The following is a 21,562-nucleotide window of genomic DNA, read 5'->3' as shown; positions in this document are numbered from 1 at the left end:
GTCCTTCGGACCATCCCGGAATGACGGAGTTCGTAATTTGCGTCTCTACCCCGCTCCCACGCCCTGCAGCACCAGCCGGTTCAGCCGCGCGGCGAATGCCGCCGGATCTTCGGGCAATTCGCCGTCGAGGATTTGCGCCTGCTCCAGCAGGAGCAGCGAGAGATCGTCGACCAGCTTCGATCCGGCCGCGTTCCTCGCGATCGCCGTGACCAGCGGATGCCGCAAATTGATCTCCAGGATCGGCTTGGCGTTGGTGCCGCGATTTTGCAGCGCCAGGAAGCGCTCCAGCGCGCGGTCCGGCCCGCCACTGCCGGCCACGAGACATGACGCACTGGTGGTCAGCCGCGTCGAGGCTTTGACGTCGGTGACGCGATCGCCGAGGCTCGCCTTGATCAGGGCGATCGTGGCCGACTCGTCCGCCGCAGGCTCGGCTTTCTCGTTCTCCTTGGCATGCTCGTCCAAGAGCGGAATGAGATCGAAATTGAGGTCGCCCTGGCTCAGCGATTTCAGCGGCTTGCCCTCATACTCGAACGGCATGGAAGTCCAGAAGGCATCCACCGGATCGGTCAGGAGCAACACCTCAAGCCCTCGCGCGTGCGCCGCCTCCAGGCGCGGATTCGATTTCAGCCGGTCGAGGCTGTCGCCGACCAGGAAATAGATTTCGGTCTGGTTGGGCTTCAACTCCGCGACATATTGCTTGAGCGAGCGCCGCTCGCCGCTCGTGGTGGTGAAGCGTGAGAGCGCCAGCAATTTGTCACGCCGCTCGAAATCCTCGTAGATGCCCTCCTTGATCACGGCGCCGAACGCATCCCAGATCTTGTTGAAGTTCTCCGGGTCTTTCTCGGCGAGTTGCTCGAGTTCGCTGATGACCCGACCGGTGACGGCCTTGCGGATCTGCGCGAGCTGCGGATTATTCTGCAGCATCTCGCGCGAAATGTTGAGCGGCAGATCCTCGCTGTCGATCACGCCCCGGATGAAGCGCAGGTAAGCGGGCAACAGATCGGCATCATCCGTGATGAAAACGCGCCGGACATACAATTTGACCTTGCCCTTGCGCGCCGGCTCGAACAGATCGAACGGCTTTGTGGAAGGCGCAAACAGCAGGACGGCGTAGGAGTAGCGGCCCTCGGCGCGGTAATGCAACGTCAGCGCCGGCTCGTCGAAGGCATTCGCAATTGACTTATAGGCCTGCTTATAGTCTTCCGGCGTCAGTTCGGATTTCGACCGCTGCCACAGCGCGCTTGCCGAATTGATCTGCCGCGGCTCGCCTTCTTCGGCCACCAGTTCGATCGGGAACTGGATGTTGTCGGAGTAGGCGCCGACGATGCGCTCGATCTCGTAAGTCTCGAGATATTTCGCGGCCTCGGATTTCAGATGCAGCACGATCTCGGTGCCGCGGGTGACGCGCTTGGCTTCGTCCTCGGATCCAGGTGCGACCTCGAAGCCGGCGCCGCCGGAAGACGACCAGGTCCACACCTCGCTCGATCCGGCGCGACGGCTGGTGACGACGATGCGCTCGGCCACCATGAACGCGGAATAGAAGCCGACACCGAATTGGCCGATCAGACCGGCGCCGTCCTTCGCCTCGGTGAGCTTGGCGACAAAGGCCCTGGTGCCGGACCGGGCGATGGTGCCGAGATTGTCGATCAGTTCCTGCCGATCCATGCCGATGCCGGTATCGGCGACCGTGAGCGTATTGGCCTTCTTGTTCGGCAGGATGCGGATTTTCGGCGGCTCGCCGTCGCCGATCAGCTCAGGTCTGGCGATCGCCTCGTAGCGCAGCTTGTCGCAGGCATCCGAGGCATTCGAAATCAATTCGCGCAGGAAAATATCGGTCTCGGAATAGACCGAATGCACCATCAGATTGAGGAGCTCGGAGACTTCGGCCTGGAACGGCTGGGTCGCGGAAACGGTGTCGCTCGTGGTCATACGTCCTACCCGGAAAGGAATGGCAAGACGTCGATATAGCGAAGCCGATCTTCCGATCAAGCCTTGCGATTGCGGCCCTGGGCGGCGCATTGCGCCGCCCCTCGTCTCATGCCACCTGCAACCGGCTGCCTTGCGGTCGCGCGCTGAAAACGCAGGCTACGGCGACCGCGCCCAGCGCGACCATCGAGGCGCCGAGATAGAGCCACATATAGCTGCTGAAGGCGTCGAAGATGCGCCCGCCGGCCCAGGGGCCGAAGGCCATGCCGATGGCGGACGCCATGGTCATGGCGCCGAACACGGTGCCCATGGCGCGCTGGCCGAAGGACTCCCGCGCCAGCACCGCATAGAGCGGCATCGTGCCGCCATAGGCCGTGCCGAACACCAGCGAGAGCACATAGAATTCGCCTAACCAGCTGACGAAGAGATAGCAGGCGATCGCAACCGCCTGCACCATGAGGCCTGCGATCAACACCGGCTTGGCCCCGAAGCGATCGGCGAGAAGCCCGAGCAGAAGCCGCCCGCCGAGCCCCGACAAACCCTCGAGACTATAGATCGAGACCGCGGCGAGCGGTGCGATCCCGCAACCGATGGCATAGCTCACCATGTGAAAGATCGGCCCGGAATGCGCGGCGCAGCAGAGGAAGAAGGTGAGAGCGAGCACGATGAATTGCGGCGAGCGGAACGCTTCCATCGCCGACATCGCAGGCTCGGCGGCCGCGGCCTGCGCTGCCGCGGGAGCAGCCTTCGCGGCATGGGCGCGCCGGACCAGAAGGCCAGCGGGGATCAGCAATGCCCAGGCGAGCATGCCGATCGCCATCATTGCGGTGCGCCAGTCGTAAGCCGAGATCAGCCAGCGCGCCAAGGGCGAGATGGTCATCGGCGCCACGCCCATGCCGGCTGAGACCAGCGACACCGCAAGGCTGCGATTGTCGGTAAACCAGTCGGTGGCGGCCGCGATCATCGGCGCGAAGAAGGCGCCGGCGGCGAGCCCCACCAACAGGCCGTAAGTGAGCTGGAACTGGAACAGCGACGTCGCCCCGCTCGCCAGCACCAGTCCGAGACCGAGCAGGACGGCCCCAGCCAGCACCACCGCACGCGGTCCGATCCGGTCGCTCAGCGCGCCCCAGCCGAAGCCGGCCGCCCCCATCACCAGGAAATCGAGCGTCATCGCGCTCGAAATCCCCGTGCGCGACCACCCGGTCGCGGCCGACATCGGCTGCAGAAAGACGGCGAGCGAAAACATCGCGCCGATGGCAACACATGTCATCAGCGCACCGCAGGCCACGATCACCCAGCGATAGGACGACGCCATGCCTCTCTCCTCTTGCCGTGGTCAGTGCCTGCAAGACGAAGGAGGATGGTCGTTTCCGACACAAAGTGGCAAAAAAAAATCGTTCTCAGTCAGGACAACATCACGCCGGAGGTTCGCCGACCTTCGCGGCGGCAGCCGCGATTGCCTCGCAAAGCTCATAACCGATGCGGCGCGCGCTGAAATCGCTTTGGTGCAGTCGATCCGGGTCGGTCGGATCGATGATGGTGTCGAACGAGCGTCGTTCGACTTCGACAAACCTTCGCATCAGCTCGAATCGGCGAAAGACGTTCGCCTTGTTGGCAGCCGCGATTTTGGTGATCAGCGACAGCATGCGGCGCGTTGCATCGATCTTGTCGTCCGTCAGCACAGCGGGTGCGTATTGCAGGTCCATGACGACGACGTCGGTGGCCGTGCCGGCAAGCAGCTTCAACCCCTCATCGATCTTGGCCGCGACAAAGTCGAGATCGTGTCCCTGCTGCCAGACAGCGTTGGTGCCAACCTGCCAGATCGTCAACGCAGGCGCCTCCACAATCACATCGCGCCGCATGCGCTCGAGCTCCTCCGGCGCCTCCTGCCCGCCAATTCCCTTGTTGAGGACATCGATGACGCGGTCCGGGTATTTGATCCGCAGCGCCGTTTCCAGGCGATAGGGATAAGGCACGATGTCGCCTTCGCCTGCGGTCGAGGACGAGCCGATCGCCACGATCTTGATTCTCTCCGGCGCACGAAGGCACCTGGCAAAGTTGATCAGCGGATATTCGAAGGCACCGGCATGAGCTGGAATATAGCGGTTATTGGGTTGATCGATCATGTGAACCATCCCTTCAAGCTAGTCCGACTGCGTCGGTAAATCCTCATGGTGAGGAGGCGCGAATGCGCTATCTCCGGACGATGCTCCGCATCGCCAGGAGAATCATGAGGTCCCGATACGACCTCATCCTTCGAGACGCTTGGCTGGCGCAAGCTCCTCAAGGTGAGGGGATAGAGCCGCTTATGCCGCAGTAGAACTGATCAACGAAACAAGACGTTTGTTGCAGTTGCAACTTATTGGCATGTAAACGCACAAATTGTATGACAACACTCATTTGTCACAGCCCATTCACCGAACCGGCCTACGCGTGCGCCTGCTGCTTAACCACTGGGGATTCGCATGAGCCGCTTCAACGACACGCTGCGCACACAGCGTTGGGACGATTATCGCTACTATCATCAAAGCCGGATCAATCAGACGCTGCACCTGATCAGCGCCGTGATTTTCCTGGCCTGCTATGCCCTTCTCTTCAAGGATCCGGCGACGGCCGGCGTGGTCGGCTGGCTCGCGATGTTGACACGGCAGACCGGTCACTTCTTTTTCGAGCCCAACGGCTATGACAGCATGAACCAGGCGACCAACGAATACAAGGAAGCCATCAAGGTCGGCTACAACCAGAATCGGAAGATCGTGCTTCTCATCGTGTGGGGCCTGGCGCCAGTCGCCCTGTTCTTCTTCCCAACGCTGTTCGGCATCTTTGCCCCGCCTGTTGCGAGGTTCGATTTCGTTCGCCACGTCGGCCTGGTCTGGCTGGTCATCGGCATCGGCGGCGGGCTGTTCCGCATGATGCAGCTCTTCATCACCCGCGGCGCTTCGACCGGGCTGGTGTGGATATTCAAGGTTCTGACCGACCCGTTCCACAACATCGCGCTCTACTACAAGTCGCCGCTGGCACTTCTGCGCGGAGAACTGATCGACACGTCCATCGCCAGTGCCAATTGGAACGACGAGGAGGCCGAGGAGGCGGCGCATCTCACCTAAGGCGCAACCTTGCGGACAGGGATGCGATCGGCCCGCCGCGGGCCGATCCGTTTTTGGACGTTGGCAGCCTTGCCGCGCGCTCTGGCAAGCGTTTCCGGCAGGAGCGGCTTCCCAATGCCGACCACGGTGCGCCGCTACCAGAGCGTATCAGGCCTTCGGCCGGAGCTCGCCGATCTCCCCAGCATCGGCCTTGCGAGACGCCTGGCGGCCGCCGGTCTAAACGCATCACGTTAACTTTTCCCGGAATATGATCGCAGAGCCGAGGGCTGCCGCGCCGAATGCGGCGTGACTTCACAAAAACGCTATTGCAACGGGGCTGGACAGCCGCCCTCAAGTCCCTAGATGGCGGTTCTGACAAGTGGCGTTTGATTCCAGCACAATTTCTATGCAGCCGACCATGAAGGCGAGCCTCGCTGCGCATGGCCGCGATTTGCGGATCGATTTCGCGCGCGGCATCGCCAACTGCTTCATGTTGATCGACCACATCCCGCACAACGTGGTCGGCCTCTTCACGATGCGAAATTTCGGCTTCAGCGGCGCCGTCGATCTGTTTGTCTTTGTCTCCGGCTATGCGGTGGCGATCCTCTACGGCAAGATGACGCTGGAGCGCGGCTTCATCGTCGCCGCGAGCCGAATCATCAAAAGAGCCTGGCAGCTCTACGCGGCCCACATCGTCCTGTTCGTGATCTACATCAACGCGATCGGCTGGGCCGCGGCGCGCTATGCCGCGCCCGACATCATCGAAGAATATCGCGTGATCGGCATTCTCAACGATCCGGTGCGGGTGCTGACGCATGGTCTGCTCTTGCAATCGCGGCCGCTCAATCTCGACGTGCTGCAAATGGCGATCGTGCTGCTGCTGTTCTTTCCGGTCGCGCTGGCAGGCCTCTTGCGCTGGCCGAATCTGACCATGCTCGGATCGATCGTACTTTATTTTGTATCCCGCCAATTCGGCTGGGGCCTGCCGGCCTTCCCGGCAGGCAGCGCCTATCTCAATCCATTCTGCTGGCAGCTCCTGTTCGTGCTCGGCGCCTGGTTTGCGCTTTCCGGCGGGAAATTTGTGCGCACGCTGCAAGAACTCTGGCCGCTGCGGGTGCTGGCGCTGGCCTATCTTGTGTTCTCGCTTTTGATGATGGTTGCAGCGGAAAGTCCTGCTATCGGCAGCATGCTTCCCGACATCCTCACCAAGGCGTTCATCCCGATCGACCGCGAGAATTTGGGACTTGCCCGCGTCCTTCATATCCTGAGCATCGCCCTGCTGTTCACCTGGCTCGTGCCGGCAGATTGGAATGGGTTTCACAGCAGGCTCATGCAGCCCATCCTGAAATGCGGCGAAGAATGGCTGGCCTGCTTCTGCGCCGGCGTGTTCCTCTCGTTGGCTGGGTACATCGTGCTGATCACCAGTCCGAACTCCTACCTGCTGCAGGTGCTGGTCAGCGTTACCGCGCTCGTGCTGATGACGGCGGTCGCCTATTACGTGTCGTGGTCGCGGCAGCAGGACCAGGTCGCGCGCTTTGGTCCCACGCGCGCCAAGGACGATCACGCGATCGCCGACAGATAGCGCTGCACCGAGGTATCAAAGGCGGCTTTCGCGCCATTTGCGATGTTGCGGTCCCACCAGGCGCCGTAGATGCGATCGAAGGCGAGCGGCGCGATCCTTGCCGCGATTGACCTCACCGCCTCCGCGTTGAGCGGAATATAGTTCGGATAGCTGTACATGAAGCTGACGAAACGGCGGTCCATCGCGACCTGTGCGATGTCGCCGGTCAGCAGCGCGCCACGGCCATCGGCACCGGCGCGCCAGTGCAGCACAGTGCCGCCGGCGAAATGCCCGCCGGCGCGCACGAGCAGGATGTCATCCGAAAGCCTGCAGGTTTCGCCGGACCAGGACACGATGCCCTGATACGGCCGGGTGACCCATTGGCGGTCGTCCGCATGCAGATAGACCGGCGCATTGCCGAAAGCTTCGCTCCAATCGGCCAGCGCGCCATAATAATGCGGATGCGAGATCGCGATCGCCTTCAGCCCGCCGAGCGAGCGAACATGCTGCACGGCCGCGGGCGTCGCCAGCGGAATGCAGTCCCACATTACGCAGCCGTCACGCTCGGGAATCAACAGCGCGCGCTGGCCAATGGCGAAGCTCGGCTCGAGGCCGATGCCGACGAGGCCAAGATCATCGCGCCAGACCGGCTGGTGCGATTGCGCAAGTTCCTCGCGGGTGAGCCATTTTTGCCCGCCCCAATGCACGAACTGCCGCTCGTCCTCGCAAATCCGACAGGACGCCGGCGGCTTGTCGCTTTCGGGAAACTGCGCGCCGCACTGAAAGCAGGTGAACATGGGCATTTGATGTCCTCCGAGATGATAAGGGCTGGGCGATCAGCATCCCGAGAAAGAGCGACCTTCTTAGCTTCGGGTTTGATATCTCTATTCCTGATTGGACATATGGGACAGTTGTTCCTGCCGAGCCGGGTTTTAATCGTCATGGTGCCGACGACGTTCGCAACAACAAAGTCCTGGCGTTATGGGTCCTGGCTTTGGCCACGACGACATCGTTGGGATACTGTGCCGTCATCGCGGCAAGGATCGAGCGCGAGATGACCGGTGAATGAATGATGCTGAAACTGTTGGCCGACGATTTGACCGGAGCGCTCGACTCCGCCGCCGAGTTCACGGGCCTGTGCGGCGCGATCAGGGTGTTTTGGCCGGACGGCCCAATATCGCATGTCGAGGGTAGTCTGGCGATCGACAGCGGCACACGCGAGCTGGGTCACACGCAGGCTTTGGCAAAAGTGGAAAAACTCGCGCCGATGCTCCGCGGCGCCACGATTGCATTCAAGAAGATCGATAGCCTGCTGCGTGGACCGTGGGTGGCGGAACTGGCGGCCTGCCTGCAGACCAGGGGCGGCGCACGCAAGACGGCCGGCAATATGCCCTGGCGGCGGATGGCAGCTGGCGCGCGGTCGGTCCTGACATCGTTCAGCAGCTCCGGGACCAGAACATCGCGGCCGGGCTGGGCAGCATCGCGGAGCCGCTCTCGTCCGGCGTCACCGTGTTCGATGCACAGAGCGATGAGGATCTGCTGCGCATCGTAGAGATCGGCAGGCGGCATGCCGGACGCGTCTTATGGTGCGGCGCGGGCGGCCTTGCCAGCGCGCTTGCATCAGGCACCGAAGTGAAAACCTCGCGCAAGATCGCCGCGCCGGTGCTCGGAGTGTTCGGCTCCGACCACGCCGCAACGGCGGCACAGGTGGCAAGATGCGCTGGTGCAACGGTCCCGCTGACGGCCGAAAGCCGCATCGATGTCGATTGCGTCAGGCGGCGCCTGGCCGAGGGCCTCGCCTTCGTCAAGCTGGATGCACCGGCGGGAAGCGCGCGAGCGCAAGCCGCACGGCGCTTCGCCGCCGAGCTCGCGGTGTTGAGTAGCGAGATCGATCGTCCCGCAACCCTGATCAGCTCCGGCGGCGAGACCTTGAAGGCGCAATGTCTTGCCATCGGCGCCCATGCGCTAACAGTCACCGGACGGCTGGAGCCCGGCGTTCCCAGATCCATGATCGAGGATGGCGCCTGGAAGGGGGTTGAAGTGATCTCCAAATCCGGCGCATTTGGGCCGCCAGACCTGTGGCGGCAACTCTTAAGCGAAAACGCGCTCATCTAGGCAAGAAGGACCATGGCGAAACGACATCTGGCAATAACGATGGGCGATCCGTCCGGCATCGGCCCGGAGATCATCGTCAAGGCCTGCGCGCGGCTGCGCGAGCGGCTCGCGGCGGGCGATCTCCGGCTTCTCGTCATCGGCAGCGCAAGCGCGTTTGAACAGGCCAACCGGCAACTCGGTGCCGATGTGCAGGTGGCCCCCGTCTGCCTCGATGACCCGGATTGGCCCAATCTGGGTTTTCTGCAGGCCGATGAAGAGAGCAGCGCCATCGCGCCAGGCGTGCTGTCCGCCGATGGCGGCCGCTTTGCCTACAAGGCGGTGGAGCAAGGCGTGCGTCTGGCCATGGCCGGACGCGTCGGCGGTGTCGTCACCGCGCCGCTCAACAAGGAGGCGCTGAACAAGGCCGGCTATCACTATCGCGGGCACACCGAGATGCTTGCGGAACTCACCGGCGTGCGCGGCTCGGTGATGATGCTGGCCCATGGCAATATGCGGGTCAGCCACGTCTCGACCCACGTCGCGCTCCAGGATGTTCCGGCGCGACTGACGCCGGAGCGATTGCGCCGCGTGATCGACTTTGACGCACGAGGCGTTGCGGGGCCTCGGCATCGCGCGTTCTAGAATCGCCGTCGCTGCGCTCAACCCACACGCGGGCGAAGGCGGATTGTTCGGCCGGCAAGACATCGACGTGTCAGCGCCGACCATCGCCAAGGCGGTCGCCGATGGCCTTGATGTGGTTGGACCGATCCCGGGCGACACCGTCTTCGTCAAGCTGCGTGCCGGGCAATATGATGCGGTGGTCGCGATGTACCATGACCAGGGACACATCCCGGTCAAGCTGCTCGGCTTCGAAGTCGATCCCGGCACGGGCAAATGGCAGGAGCTGTCCGGCGTCAACATCACGCTCGGCCTGCCGATCATCCGCACCTCGGTCGATCACGGCACCGCGTTCGATATCGCCGGCAAGGGCATCGCCAACGAACGCAGCCTGATCGAGGCGATCGACTATGCGGAGCGGCTGGCGAGCAATGCGTGAGCAATTCGCCCCGATCTGTAGGAGGGTTGAGCGGAGCGGAAACCCATCACCTCTCCAAGATCGGTGGGTTTCGCTTTGCTCGGCCCTACCGCTTGGGAGATTACCCCCTCACCTTCGCCCGCGCGTTGCGCTCCGCCAGCGGCTCGACCTCGACCGTGGCGCTTTCCGTCGCGCGGTCGCGCTCGATCGTCAGCCGCACCTGCTGGCCGACGGGCGTGAGCCCGATCAGGTTACGCATTTGCGTGGCGCTGCGGATGGTGACGTCGTTGGCCTTTAAAATGATGTCGCCCTTGCGCAGACCTGCGCGTTCCGCCGGCGAGCCGGGACTGACCTCCGTGATCCGCGCACCCTGCAGGTGACCTGAGACGGGCTCGTCGAGATCGGCCAAGGCCACGCCGATCCGACCGCGTTCGACATGGCCTGATGCAACGAGCTGCTCCATCACCTTGCGCGCCATGTTGATCGGTACCGCAAAGCCGATCCCAACATTGCCGCCGGCTGGCGAGATGATCGCGGTGTTGATGCCGACGAGCTCGCCTTTGAGGTTGATGAGGCCGCCGCCGGAATTGCCCGGGTTAATCGCCGCATCGGTCTGGATGAAATCCTCATAGCCCTGCTTGACGAGCCCAGTGCGTCCCAGTGCGCTTACCAGGCCCGAGGTGACGGTCTGACCGAGTCCGAAAGGATTGCCGACCGCGATGACGAAATCACCGACCTGCAGGGCATCGCTGTCACCAAGCTTGAGCGCCTTCAGCCCATTCGGATCCCTGATCTGCAAGAGCGCGACGTCGGTCGGCGGGTCGCGCCCGACCAGCTTGGCCGCGAACTTCCCTCCGTCCTTGGTCGTGATCTGAACCACGGAGGCGTGCGCCACGACATGGTTCGCGGTCAGCACATAGCCCCGCTGTGCGTCGACGATCACGCCCGATCCGGTAGCGCTGAATTCCTTTTCAAGCTGTCGGGGGACGTCGAAGAATTCGCGAAACAGCGGATCCTGATAGAGCGGATTGTCCTCCCGAATCCGGCCCTGCACCGAGATATTGACGACCGCAGGCGTCACCTCCTTGACCAGCGGCGCCAGCGTCGGCACACGGCCGGTGCCAAGGTCCGGAATTTGGGCGGCGGCCGCACCCGCGATGAGCAACCACAACAGCGCGGGCCAGACGGCCGCGCGGTTAAACAATTGCAAAACCTTCATTTTCCTTCCCACGAAGCTTTCGAGGCTGTTCGCGGGCGAATAGCTGGGGCGCAGAAAAGGCGCCTTCATGGCACATCTGGCAGTCCGGACGCGGGAGTGCCAAAAAATTTTCGCGAGTCTCTTGAACGGTTCCTCTTCTTTCCTAGGTCGGTTCTCGCCCGGGCCGCTTTGCGGACCAGCCAGGCCCTATGACGTCGCGGTGCATGCATTTCCGTCCGCTGCATGACCGCGTGCTGTTGCGCATGACGGAGCGCCCCCGGGTCCGGATCATGCTCGAAGGCCGAGTTAAAAGAGCTGACAGAACACAAGGAGGTTTCGCATCATGGCTGCCAAGGACGTGAAATTCTCAACCGAAGCCCGCGATCGCATGCTGCGCGGCATCGATATATTGGCAAACGCGGTCAAGGTCACGCTCGGTCCCAAGGGACGCAACGTGGTGATCGAAAAGAGTTTTGGTGCGCCGCGCATCACCAAGGACGGCGTCACCGTCGCCAAGGAGATCGAGCTCGAGGACAAGTTCGAGAACATGGGCGCGCAGATGGTGCGCGAGGTCGCCTCCAAGACATCCGACCGCGCGGGCGACGGCACCACGACCGCGACCGTGCTGGCGGAAGCCATCGTCAAGGAAGGCACCAAAGCGGTCGCCGCCGGCATGAACCCGATGGACTTAAAGCGCGGCATCGATCTCGCGGTCGACGCCATCGTCGAGGACCTGAAGTCGCATGCCAAGAAGGTCACGGCGAACGAAGAGATCGCCCAGGTCGCGACCATCTCGGCCAACGGGGATGCCGAGATCGGCAAATTCCTCGCCGACGCCATGAAGAAGGTCGGCAATGAGGGCGTGATCACGGTGGAGGAGGCCAAGAGCCTCAACACCGAGCTGGAAATCGTCGAAGGCATGCAATTCGACCGCGGCTACGTCTCGCCCTATTTCGTCACCAATGCCGAAAAGATGCGGGTCGATCTCGAGGACGCCTATGTGCTGATCCACGAGAAGAAGCTGTCGGCGTTGCAATCGATGCTGCCGCTGCTTGAAGCGGTCGCTCAGTCGGCCAAGCCGCTGCTCATCGTGGCCGAGGACGTCGAGGGCGAGGCGCTGGCGACGCTGGTCGTCAACAAGCTGCGCGGCGGCCTGAAGGTCGCGGCCGTCAAGGCGCCGGGGTTCGGCGACCGCCGCAAGGCGATGCTTGAGGACATTGCGATCCTTACCGGCGGCACCGCCATCGCCGAAGATCTCGGTATCAAGCTCGAGAATGTCACGCTCAACATGCTTGGCCGCGCCAAGAAGATCGTGATCGACAAGGAGAATACGACGATCGTCAATGGCGCCGGCGCCAAGAAGGATATCGAGGCGCGCATCGCCCAGATCAAGGCGCAGATCGAGGAGACGACATCCGACTACGATCGCGAGAAGCTGCAGGAGCGGCTCGCGAAACTGGCCGGCGGCGTCGCGGTGATCCGCGTCGGCGGCGCAACCGAGGTCGAGGTCAGGGAGCGCAAGGACCGCGTGGACGACGCGCTGCACGCAACCCGTGCGGCGGTCGAGGAAGGCATCCTGCCCGGCGGCGGCGTGGCACTGTTGCGTGCATTCAATGCGCTCAAGCGCATCAAGACCGCCAATGACGACCAGAAGGCGGGCGTCGACATTGTGCGGCGCGCGATCCAGATGCCGGCGCGGCAGATCGCCATCAACGCGGGCGAGGACGGCTCGCTGATCGTCGGCAAGCTGCTCGAACATCCGGACTTCAATTGGGGCTTCAATGCCGCGACCGGCGACTACCAGGATCTGGTGAAGGCCGGCGTGATCGATCCCGCCAAGGTTGTCCGCGCTGCGCTGCAGGATGCCGCCTCTGTCGCTTCGCTCCTGATCACCACCGAAGCGTTGGTGGCGGACAAGCCGAAGAAAGCCGAGGCGAACGCACCGGCTGCTCCGGCCATGGACTACTGACGCAGACGGCCCGGCCGCGCGGGCGGCCGGGCGAAGCAACACGGGATCGAGGCGCGCTCAGCGCAAGGCTGCGAGACAGTGCTTCGCCGCGCGCCCCAAGGCATTTGCCGCGGCGGTCAGCTCGCCGACATCGTGCCCGCCGAATCCGAGAATGAACCCGTCAGGGTCCGCAGGCTTCGCGCGCGTTTCCGACAGAAGCCAGGTCTCGACCTGCGCTTGCGCGCGGATCCGGGCCGCTGCATCGCTCGGCAAGCCTTTCGGCAGCAGCGCCAGCAGGTGCAACCCTTGCTGCGGGCTCACGATGTCGAGGGCGCCATCCGCCGTGGCCTCGAGTGCCGCGACCACGGCGTCGCGCCCTGCACGATGACGCCGGCGCATGCGGCGCGTGTGATCGGCAAGAAAGCCATCCGCCATCAGATCGGCCACCGCGTCGGCGGCAAGGGTCGGCGGAAAGCGATCGTGTCCCTCGCGCACCGCAACAACGGCCTCGACGGCGGCAGGCGGAAGCACGATGTACGCGAGGCGCAGAGCGGCGCCGAGGAGTTTTGAGAACGTGCCGAGGTAGATCACACGATCGCCGCCGCCGATACCGGCCAGCGCCGTCAGCGGCGGACCGCCGTAGCGAAATTCGCTGTCGTAATCGTCCTCCAGCAGCCACGCTTTTGACGCGCGCGCCCAGTCGACCAGGGCCGTGCGACGCGCCATCGTCATGGTGACACCGGTCGGAAACTGATGCGATGGCGTGACATAGGCTGCTTTCGCGCCTCCCGTCTTCCTCTGCCCGGCGCGTACGTCGAGGCCTTCGGCGTCCACGGGGACGGGCACCACCTTCAGGCCGGCCCTGGTCAAAGTCCTGCGCGCGGCCGGATAGCCCGGGTCTTCCATCCACACGGCATCGCCGGGGGCCAGCAGCGCCTCGGCGCACAGCCGCAGGCCCTGCTGGATGCCGTTGACGATGACGACGCAATCGGGGTCGCACGCAAAGCCGCGGCTTGCGGCGAGATAGCGCGCGATCTGAACGCGAAGGTGCTCGCTGCCGCGCGGATCGCCGTAGCCGAAATCGGCATCGCTGGCTTTGATGATGCGGCGGCGTGTGGCCGCCGCGAGCCGCCGCAGCAATTGTGGATCGGCGTAAGTCTTGCCCAATGCGAAAGGTCTGCTGGGCAGCCGCTTGACCTCTGCGGGCACGACCGCCTGCGGCGGCTTTGCACGGCGCGGCGGGGCGGGAAGCGATGCGACGAACGTCCCTGATCCGGTGCGCGCCTCGGCCAGCCCGTCGCTTTGCAGATGTTCATAGGCAATGACGACGGCGTTGCGCTTGACCCGAAGCTGGTCGGCGAGCGCGCGCGTGGAGGGTAGCCGCAGGCCTGCGGCTAGCCGGCCGTCGAGAACGGCGCCGCGCAGGCCCGCATAGACCTGCAGCGCCTGGCTTCCCGCAGCGCGCTCCAACTGCAGCGGCACATCGAGCACGGCGCCGCGTCGTCTGGAAGTGGTTGGCATAATCAGCTCAAAATTGGACCTCGCGCCGACCACTTTAACTGTGGCCTAGATGGCGCTCAACTTCGGAAAAGTGCGAGAATGACCAGTAAGACCAGTGCGAGCTATCCCGTCGATGAGATCAACCGCGTGAAGCGGCGCCACGACCGCGGCTTCTATGACGTCGAAACCGTGCATGCGCTGCTCGATTCAGCCGTGCTGTGCCACGTGGCCTACGTGATCGACGGCCAGCCCTTCTGCACGCCGACGCTATATTGGCGAGAGGGATCGCGGCTGTACTGGCACGGCAGCAGCGCGAGCCGGATGCTGCGCAATCTCTCGGAAGGCGAGCCGGCCTGCCTGACCGTGACCCATCTCGACAGCCTCGTGCTCGCCCGCTGCGGCTTCAACCACTCGGCCGATTATCGTTCGGTGATGGCGTTCGGCCGCGCCAGGCTGGTGAGCGATCCGGAAGAGAAGGAACGCGCGTTGGTGATGATGGTGGATCGCTTCTTCCCCGGCCGCACCGCGCAGTTGCGCCAGAGCACGCAGCAGGAAATCAAGGCGACCGCCGTCGTCACCATGGAGATCGAACGCGCCTCGGCGAAGATCCGCTCCAAGGGCGTCGCGGACGACGATGAAGACTACGAATTGCCGATCTACGCCGAACGCCTGCCGGTCTACACAGTGCTGGGCGCGCCGGAGGCCTGCACGCGCCTGCTCCCCGGCGTGGCGCGCCCGACCAATCTCGCAAGCTATCGCGAAGGGCGAAAGCTGGAGGATGCCGTGCGTGAAGGATATGGCGTCGCCTATCCGGAATCCGATTCGGTTGAGCGGTAGATGGGGCGAGAAGGACGTCGCGCCCCAGAACACGAGCGTTTGTGAGCTCACGAGCTGAAACCGACCAATCTCAATCCGTCATCCGCAGCGAGCCTCGAAAGATGAACGGCTCCGCTGCGAGAGCCGGGCGAGCCGGCCGCTTTCGCGCGGCCTCCTCAGGGGGTGACGGTGATAGTTCATCGCCGGTTCCGCGAGCCGGTTCCTACCGCAGCGCGGTGCCACCGAGATTCCAGCCGCGGCCGCTTTCGCCGAAGATCTCGTGGCCGGTCGGCGTCACCGCCACCGTGTCCTCGAGCTTGATGAAGCCGCGCCTGGGATGCTTCATCGTGGTTTCGACCGAAACCACCATGCCGGGCTCAAGCGGCCGCTTGGCGTCGGCGGCGTCATAGCGGACCGGCCCAGTGGCGGTGAGGCGCGGCGCCTCATGGCTGACCAGCCCCATGCCGTGGGCGAGGAACTCAGTGTTGCCGCGCTGACTCATCGTCTGCAGAGCCCGTTCGGCGGCGCTGTAAATCTCGCCGCCCGCAATACCCGGCTTGATCGCGGCGAAGGCTGCGCGCTGCACCTGCTCGATTTCGGCCAGCAGATCCTTCAGCTCCGCGTCCGGCTCACCGAGCACCGCCATGCGTGCAAGGTCGCCGATATAGCCGTGATAATTGCCGCCGGAATCGAGCGAGAGCACGTCGCCCTGCTCCCAGCGCTGCTCGGAGGGCGCGCGGTTGTGGCTCGCCCCGCAGGCCAGCAGGCAATATTCGAACGTCAGCCCGCGCCTGGTTTCCGCCACGCGCAGCGCATCGGAGAGCTGGCGCTTGCTGGTGCCCGGCCCATGATGGGCGATCACATCGAGCATCGATTCGATGACGAGTTCGGACGCCATGCGTAGCTTGGCCAGCTCGGCGGGCCGCTTCACCGCGCGTAGCCGCTCCAGCACATAAAGAGCGTCCTTGACCTGGCTGTTCGGAAACGCATCCTGCAGCGCCTTCCCGGCATCCATCGGCATGAAGGCACACTCGAGGCCGATCCGTTTCGCCGGCATGCCACTGGCGCGGATCAATTGCGTCGCCAGCGCAATCGCATCCGTGGTTCCGTGGGCCGTGGTGCGCAGCTCCGGCACCCAGGGACGGGCGACCTCGCGCTGATGCGTCTCCAGCCGATGCCCGACATAGGCGGCCTTGTCGGGCGCACCCTTGGCGTAGATCACGATCGGCAGATAGCGGCTGACGCCCAGCGCATCCATGTAGTCGAAGAAGATCGCCCGCTCGACGTCCAGAAGGTACTGCACATTGTGCTTGGATGTGGCGAGGAGGACGTCGATGCCGGCCTCCTCCATCAGCTCGTCGAGCCTTTTGGTATCGAACGGAATGGCCGGGGAAGCGGCGTGAGTCCGGGCGCTGTCCTGCATGATGCGTTTCCCTTCCTGGCTATGACCCCGCAGCGTGGAGCGCGATTGCGATTAATTCGCCATCGTGCGCGAGGTTTCCGGCCGGGCGTGATCTTTTTGGAAAACCGGTGAACGGGCGCATGATCGGAGCGCACGCGCCCCGGTTCCATCAGCCCGGCCTGTCAGACGGGGCCAATGTCATGATGGGGTCCCTCTCAAAAATGTTGATGAGGAGATTGTCGGTGTCGAGATCGGCCGGCGAACTGGCAGCTGGCGATTGCGCGGCGACCTCAGCGACGTTAACGACGACACCAATCGAGCTGACGGCACCGATAACGAGCCGCCAGCGCCTGCATTCCCGTGCGCCCACCGAACATCCCCCCACTTGGCAACGACTGCATCATGCTGCAGCGTCGCTCGCCTTAACGCAGCGAAGCTGCGTTGACACGGGATCGCGCGGTAGAATGCTTCAAGACCGGAGCTTTTCTATTTCTAAAAGCGCATCACGCCGGCTGTGTCTTCGCCGCTCTTTGTCAACTGCACCCATCGCGGTGTCTTCGCGAAGAAAGGCGGCGGCAGCGACTAAGGCTCGATCCGTTCTTCTATGCGACCTTTCGACGATTGAGGGCGAAGCCGATAGCCAGGGCCGCAATCATGAGAACCTGGGCCGCAATCGTTTGCGTCGTTGGGAACAAACCAACCAACGAGATACGTGGCACCGAGCGTAGCGGGGCGATGCCGACGATGCCGGCCTCTTGCAGCGCCGCGATGCCCTTGCCCGCCAGCACGACCGTCAGAACAGCCATAAGCCACGAACTGTAGGTGAAGAACTTGCCAATCGGCAGCCGCCGGCTGTAGCGCAGCATCGCCCAGGCGATGACCGCGAGCACGGCGCACGCGCTCAGTGCTCCGGCAAGTATGGTACCGCCGTTTCCCTGGGTCCATAGCGCCGCGTAGAAGAGGATCGTCTCGAACACCTCGCGGTAGACGACGATGAAGGCGAGTCCGAATAGAAGCCAGGCCGAACCGCCGGATAGCGCCTTCGCCATCTTTTCGCGGATGTAGCGTTGCCATTGGTCGGCTTGCGCCTTGCCGTGCATCCAGATGCCGACCGAGAGCAGGACGACCGCAGCGAAGACCGAGCCGAACCCCTCGGTCAGTTCTCGGCTCGCGCCGCTGATCCCGATCACCCAGGTCGCGACCACCCAGGTTATGAAGCCGGCGACGAGCGCACCCACCCACCCTCCGTGGACGTAGGGCATGACCTCGATGCGCTCGGCCTTGCGGAGGAAGGCGATCATCGCAACGACGATCAGCAGCGCTTCCAGCCCCTCACGCAGCAGGATTGTCGCCGCCCCGAGAAAGGTTGAGAGGCTGCTTGCCGCATCGGGTGAAAGCGAGGCCTCCGCGTCATCAAAGAGATCGTCGAGGACCTGCACACGTTTGGCGAGCGCATCGGCATTTTCTCCGCTCTGGATGGCGGCGCGATAGTCGCCCATCGCTCCCTCGATCCGCTCCATGAGCGTACGATCGCGCGCGCCGAGCGCCGGTTCGACCGGTTCGAATCCGTCGAGATAGGCAGACAAAGCTAGCTCGCCGGCATGCTTGCGGTCCCCTGCACGATAGGCGGCGAGGCTCTCAGTCAGGCGGCTGCGCACCAGTGACAGCGATCCGACCTGCTGCTGCATGACGGCATCGGGATGGCGACGCAGATAAGCCATGAGAGCGTCGGCCTTATCCTGGCCGATCTTGCTCGCGAGCGCTGCGGGCGTCGTGCCGACGAGCGTCTTCAGATCGGGAACGAGCCCGTGAAGCGCGGCGTCCTGCTTCCACAGCCGTTCGCCTTCCACCGCGGCGGGCTCGGGAAAAGCGAACTGACCGGCGTATAAGGCCAAAGCCCAGCGATCATCGGTCGGAAGACTGTCGAAGCTCGGCATCGCCGTGCCATCGAGCCCCTGGGTGATCACCTGGTAAAGGCCGAACACGCTTCGTTGGCGGGCGCGTTCGGCATCCGTGAACGCGACCGGCGGCGTATCCAGCTTGTCAGCGTTCGGCCCATGACCGTCGCCGGCCTCGCCATGACAGGCGGCGCAGTTCTGAGCAAACAACGTGGCGCCGCGTGCGACGTCCGGAACCTTGCTCGGCGCCAGCGGCACTGGATAGGCCGCAAGCAACGCAGCCGCCAGGCCACGCGCTATGCCCGCAACCTCCTCGGCGTCAGCCTTGTCTGCGATGGCGCGCTGCAGGCGGACGGCTTGCCTCGCAAGCGCTTGCCGTTCCGGCTTGGGTGGAAGCGCAGCAAGCTTCGCGGTAACGGTCGCCGCGAACTCGTTCTGCTCGGCATATTCGGAAGGACTCGTGACCGCGCCATGCGACACGGCGCCGGCGTAATCCACCGCGATGTAATCCAACAATCGCCACGTGGTTTCGACATCGCTCGTCTCGGCCATCGCTGCGCCGAAGAATAATGGCGCGAGCAGCATGGCGAGCATTGCGAGGCGCGATGGCAAGGATAGCAGACTCACGGGGATGCCAGGTTGAAGGTTGTCCGATGACGGTCGTACCGCCGGTTTCGGGTCGGTGCAATTTGAGGCGTTCTAATTCCGCGCGGGGTCAACTTCTTTTGAGGCTTGTCCGCCGGCTTTCTCGCGCGATCGCACGAGCCGCTAACTGCGCCAGGCGCGAGCCGCAGCGGCGACGACAGCCAGGGTCGCCTTCGCGCCATCGGCCTCGCCCTTCTCGAAGTCTCCGTCCGTCTGCGCCATGGCGTTGGTGACATGCGCGAAGCAGATGACGGAACGTCCGTTTGTGGCGCCGAACGGATACAGGGCTGCGGCTTCCATCTCGACGGCGAGTATGCCCGAACGGCGCGCCCGCTCGATCGCCGATGCGGTCTCGCGATAGGGAGCATCCGTCGTCCAGGTCGCGCCGCGATGTAGCGCGATGTTCGCGAGCGCACGTCCCCTCTCTTCCGCGCGCGCGACAAGCGCTGCGTCGGGCGCCTCGGCGAACATCGAACCGGCCAGATAGTGATAGCTCGTCCCCTCGTCGCGCAGCGCACGGTCGATGAGGACAAAGTACGGCGTGGGCCCGATGGGAGTGATCTGGCCGGCGGACGTGACGCTGACGAGCAGTCGGCAGCCGGACGCGAAGAGTTGCTCGGCGACGAGCACCGCAAAGGGCGCACCGACCGCGCATCCCACGATGCCGGCCTCGCCGATGCCGTCAAGATCGAAGGCGAGAAGTTCGGTGTGATAGCAGGCCCATCCTTCATGGATGCGGCCCGTCCCGGTCCGTTTGAGGTGGCGGACGACGTCGCCGTCCGGATCCAGCACGCAGATTTCGGGTACGGCGAGGAGCGGCAACTGCCTCTGCCTGCGCGCCTCCCTCAACAGGGCTTCGGGCCGGAACACGGAAGGCGCCGCGTGATCTTTCCCGCCGATGATCGGCCAAGCGATGTCGGCGCGGTCAATTCTCTCGTCCATGATGCATCAGGTCCGCTTGTCTCAAGCGACGGATTCGATCGGCAGGCCCGCCGCCTTCCATTCAGGGTAGCCGTCCTGAAGCCGGCGGACGCGATAGCCGCGGGCCCTGAGCGCTGCGACCGCTTCGAACGAAAGGACGCAATAAGGGCCACGGCAGTAGGCGATCACCTCGCGGCTCTTCGGGAGCTCGCCCAAGCGTCGCTCCAGTTCGGCGAGCGGAATGTTAAGGGCCCCCGGAAGATGCCCCATCGCAAATTCGTCTTTGGGTCGCACATCGAGCACCGTGACCAGATCGTCGCGCAGCCTCGCGACCAGGTCATCACGCGACACCGGTTCGAGCGCGTCGCGGGCCTGAAAGTAATCGCTCACGACACGGCCGATCTCAGCGACATTGCGCTCGCCGACGCGACCCAGGGCCTTGATCAGCGTGACCACCTCGGCATCGCCCGAAAGGCGATAAAGAACATGCTTGCCGCGACGCTCCGTCTCGACGAGGCGTGCTCGCCTGAGGATCTGCAGGTGGCGGGAGGTGTTGGCGAACGTCAGATGCGCCCGGGCCGATAACTCCTCAACGCTGCGCATCCCCTGGGCGAGGTGCTCCAACAGCTCAAGCCGGTGAGCGTGACCGAGCGCCTGCGCCACTTCAGCGAGGTTCTCATAGATTGCCCGTTTCGGTCCGGTGCTTGACACGGCATCTTCCTAATATATCATTCAGCGGAACGATTGAATGTATGTCTAGCTGCTCTCACAGAGGAGTGCAAGCTCATGATCCTGCGTCAATTCTTGCACGGTGATCCGGTCGGCATCTCCTACCTCTTCGGCTGCGGCGGCAAGGCCGCGGGAGCGGTTGTTGATCCGGTCGGCGACATCCAGCCCTATCTGCAAGCCGCCGACAATGCCGGCATGCGCATTCACTTCGTCATCGATACGCATATCCATGCCGACCACCTTTCGGCCGGGCGGGCTCTCGCCGATGCGGCGGGCGCCGAATACGTGCTCTCGGCGGAGGCAGGCGTATCGTTTGCGTTCAAAGGCGTGCGCGACGGCGAAGTCCTTCCGCTTGGCAATGTCTCGGCGACCGTGCTGCACACGCCCGGTCACACACCCGAGCACATCTGCATTCTTGTGACGGACCGAACGCGCGCCGACGAACCCTGGTTCGTCCTGACCGGCCACACTCTCATGGTTGGCGATCTCGGCCGCACCGAACTCGCCGTCAGCGCCGAAGCAGGCGCAAGGCACCTGTTCCGGAGTGCACGAAGACTGAAGGCGCTTCCCGACTACGTCGAGGTGCTGCCCGGAGCCTATGCGGGCTCGGTCTGCGGCCGCCGGCTCAGCGGCAAGCCATGGTCCTCGATCGGCTTCGAGAAGCGGCACAACCAGGCCTTTATGATCGAGGACGAAGCCGAGTTTGTTCGCTTCATGGTCGCCGAGATTCCGCCGGCACCGCCGGAAGCCGCAAAAATCAGAGCCGCCAACTCGGGTGTCACGGCCGCCGCGGCCTGATCCC

General features: G+C 63.9%; 16 protein-coding genes and 2 pseudogenes. 8 read left to right on the top strand and 10 right to left on the bottom strand.

All coding sequences use genetic code 11. The features are described from left to right. Positions 1–45: 45 nt before the first annotated feature. The 3 genes from htpG to F758_RS0101085 form a co-directional block, all read right to left on the bottom strand. On the bottom strand, positions 46–1,929 hold the full coding sequence (htpG, locus tag F758_RS0101095) for a molecular chaperone HtpG (RefSeq protein WP_024506105.1): 1,884 nt from the start codon (positions 1,927–1,929) through the stop codon (positions 46–48). 106 nt (positions 1,930–2,035) lie between these two features. Next, the gene (locus F758_RS0101090) at positions 2,036–3,241 is read right to left on the bottom strand and encodes an MFS transporter (RefSeq protein ID WP_024506104.1); all 1,206 of its coding nucleotides are present in this window, start codon (positions 3,239–3,241) and stop codon (positions 2,036–2,038) included. Between the two features lie 100 nt (positions 3,242–3,341). Next, complete coding sequence (locus tag F758_RS0101085) at positions 3,342–4,052, bottom strand: SGNH/GDSL hydrolase family protein (RefSeq protein WP_024506103.1); 711 nt, start codon at positions 4,050–4,052, stop codon at positions 3,342–3,344. A 339-nt stretch (positions 4,053–4,391) separates the two neighbouring features. On the opposite strand from F758_RS0101085, the gene F758_RS0101080 reads away from it, so the two are divergent. Both F758_RS0101080 and F758_RS0101075 read left to right on the top strand, forming a co-directional pair. Continuing rightward, positions 4,392–5,033, top strand: coding sequence for an Mpo1-like protein (locus F758_RS0101080; RefSeq protein WP_024506102.1), 642 nt, complete (start codon positions 4,392–4,394; stop codon positions 5,031–5,033). A 397-nt stretch (positions 5,034–5,430) separates the two neighbouring features. Further along, positions 5,431–6,594 carry an OpgC family protein gene (locus F758_RS0101075; RefSeq protein ID WP_349542061.1) on the top strand — a complete coding sequence of 388 codons (1,164 nt, stop codon included), beginning with the start codon at positions 5,431–5,433 and terminating at the stop codon, positions 6,592–6,594. Here F758_RS0101075 and F758_RS0101070 read toward each other — a convergent pair. Beyond that, the gene (locus tag F758_RS0101070; protein WP_024506100.1) at positions 6,573–7,376 is read right to left on the bottom strand and encodes an MBL fold metallo-hydrolase; all 804 of its coding nucleotides are present in this window, start codon (positions 7,374–7,376) and stop codon (positions 6,573–6,575) included. The genes F758_RS0101075 and F758_RS0101070 overlap by 22 nt on opposite strands. 266 nt (positions 7,377–7,642) lie before the next feature. Here F758_RS0101070 and F758_RS52960 point away from each other — a divergent pair. The 3 genes and pseudogenes from F758_RS52960 to pdxA form a co-directional block, all read left to right on the top strand. Beyond that, positions 7,643–7,870 (top strand): annotated as a pseudogene (locus tag F758_RS52960) (four-carbon acid sugar kinase family protein); the annotation flags it as partial. Positions 7,871–7,896: 26 nt separating this feature from the next. After that, entirely contained in the window at positions 7,897–8,688 is a 792-nt protein-coding gene (locus tag F758_RS43115; RefSeq protein WP_349542059.1) for a nucleotide-binding domain containing protein, read from the top strand. 12 nt (positions 8,689–8,700) lie between these two features. Continuing rightward, positions 8,701–9,724, top strand: a pseudogene (gene pdxA, locus F758_RS43110) (4-hydroxythreonine-4-phosphate dehydrogenase PdxA). A gap of 100 nt (positions 9,725–9,824) precedes the next feature. Here pdxA and F758_RS0101055 read toward each other — a convergent pair. Beyond that, positions 9,825–10,922 carry a trypsin-like peptidase domain-containing protein gene (locus F758_RS0101055; RefSeq protein ID WP_024506099.1) on the bottom strand — a complete coding sequence of 366 codons (1,098 nt, stop codon included), beginning with the start codon at positions 10,920–10,922 and terminating at the stop codon, positions 9,825–9,827. Between the two features lie 322 nt (positions 10,923–11,244). On the opposite strand from F758_RS0101055, the gene groL reads away from it, so the two are divergent. After that, complete coding sequence (gene groL / locus F758_RS0101050) at positions 11,245–12,870, top strand: chaperonin GroEL (protein WP_024506098.1); 1,626 nt, start codon at positions 11,245–11,247, stop codon at positions 12,868–12,870. A 57-nt stretch (positions 12,871–12,927) separates the two neighbouring features. On the opposite strand, the gene pdxR is transcribed toward groL, so the two are convergent. Beyond that, entirely contained in the window at positions 12,928–14,370 is a 1,443-nt protein-coding gene (pdxR, locus tag F758_RS0101045) for a MocR-like pyridoxine biosynthesis transcription factor PdxR (RefSeq protein WP_024506097.1), read from the bottom strand. 78 nt (positions 14,371–14,448) lie between these two features. On the opposite strand from pdxR, the gene F758_RS0101040 reads away from it, so the two are divergent. Next, a complete protein-coding gene (locus F758_RS0101040) occupies positions 14,449–15,186 on the top strand; it encodes a pyridoxamine 5'-phosphate oxidase family protein (protein ID WP_024506096.1) in 738 nt (245 codons plus the stop codon). Positions 15,187–15,388: 202 nt separating this feature from the next. On the opposite strand, the gene F758_RS0101035 is transcribed toward F758_RS0101040, so the two are convergent. From F758_RS0101035 to F758_RS0101015, 4 genes are all read right to left on the bottom strand, one after another. Next, on the bottom strand, positions 15,389–16,588 hold the full coding sequence (locus F758_RS0101035) for a M24 family metallopeptidase (protein ID WP_024506095.1): 1,200 nt from the start codon (positions 16,586–16,588) through the stop codon (positions 15,389–15,391). Positions 16,589–17,169: 581 nt separating this feature from the next. Further along, positions 17,170–19,092 (bottom strand): cytochrome c/FTR1 family iron permease, encoded by a 1,923-nt coding sequence (locus tag F758_RS43105; protein WP_035720391.1) that lies wholly within the window; start codon positions 19,090–19,092, stop codon positions 17,170–17,172. 141 nt (positions 19,093–19,233) lie between these two features. After that, positions 19,234–20,052, bottom strand: a complete 819-nt coding sequence (locus F758_RS0101020) for a nucleoside phosphorylase (RefSeq protein ID WP_024506093.1) — start codon at positions 20,050–20,052, stop codon at positions 19,234–19,236. 21 nt (positions 20,053–20,073) lie between these two features. Beyond that, positions 20,074–20,742 carry an ArsR/SmtB family transcription factor gene (locus F758_RS0101015; RefSeq protein WP_024506092.1) on the bottom strand — a complete coding sequence of 223 codons (669 nt, stop codon included), beginning with the start codon at positions 20,740–20,742 and terminating at the stop codon, positions 20,074–20,076. Positions 20,743–20,817: 75 nt separating this feature from the next. Here F758_RS0101015 and F758_RS0101010 point away from each other — a divergent pair, with 75 nt between their 5' ends. Beyond that, a complete protein-coding gene (locus tag F758_RS0101010; RefSeq protein WP_024506091.1) occupies positions 20,818–21,558 on the top strand; it encodes an MBL fold metallo-hydrolase in 741 nt (246 codons plus the stop codon). Positions 21,559–21,562 lie beyond the last annotated feature (4 nt).

It is taken from the genome of Bradyrhizobium sp. ARR65 (assembly GCF_000472385.1).
Lineage (GTDB): Bacteria > Pseudomonadota > Alphaproteobacteria > Rhizobiales > Xanthobacteraceae > Bradyrhizobium.
Note: the sequence above shows the minus strand (reverse complement) of the source record. Positions and strands in the feature narration are given on the sequence as shown.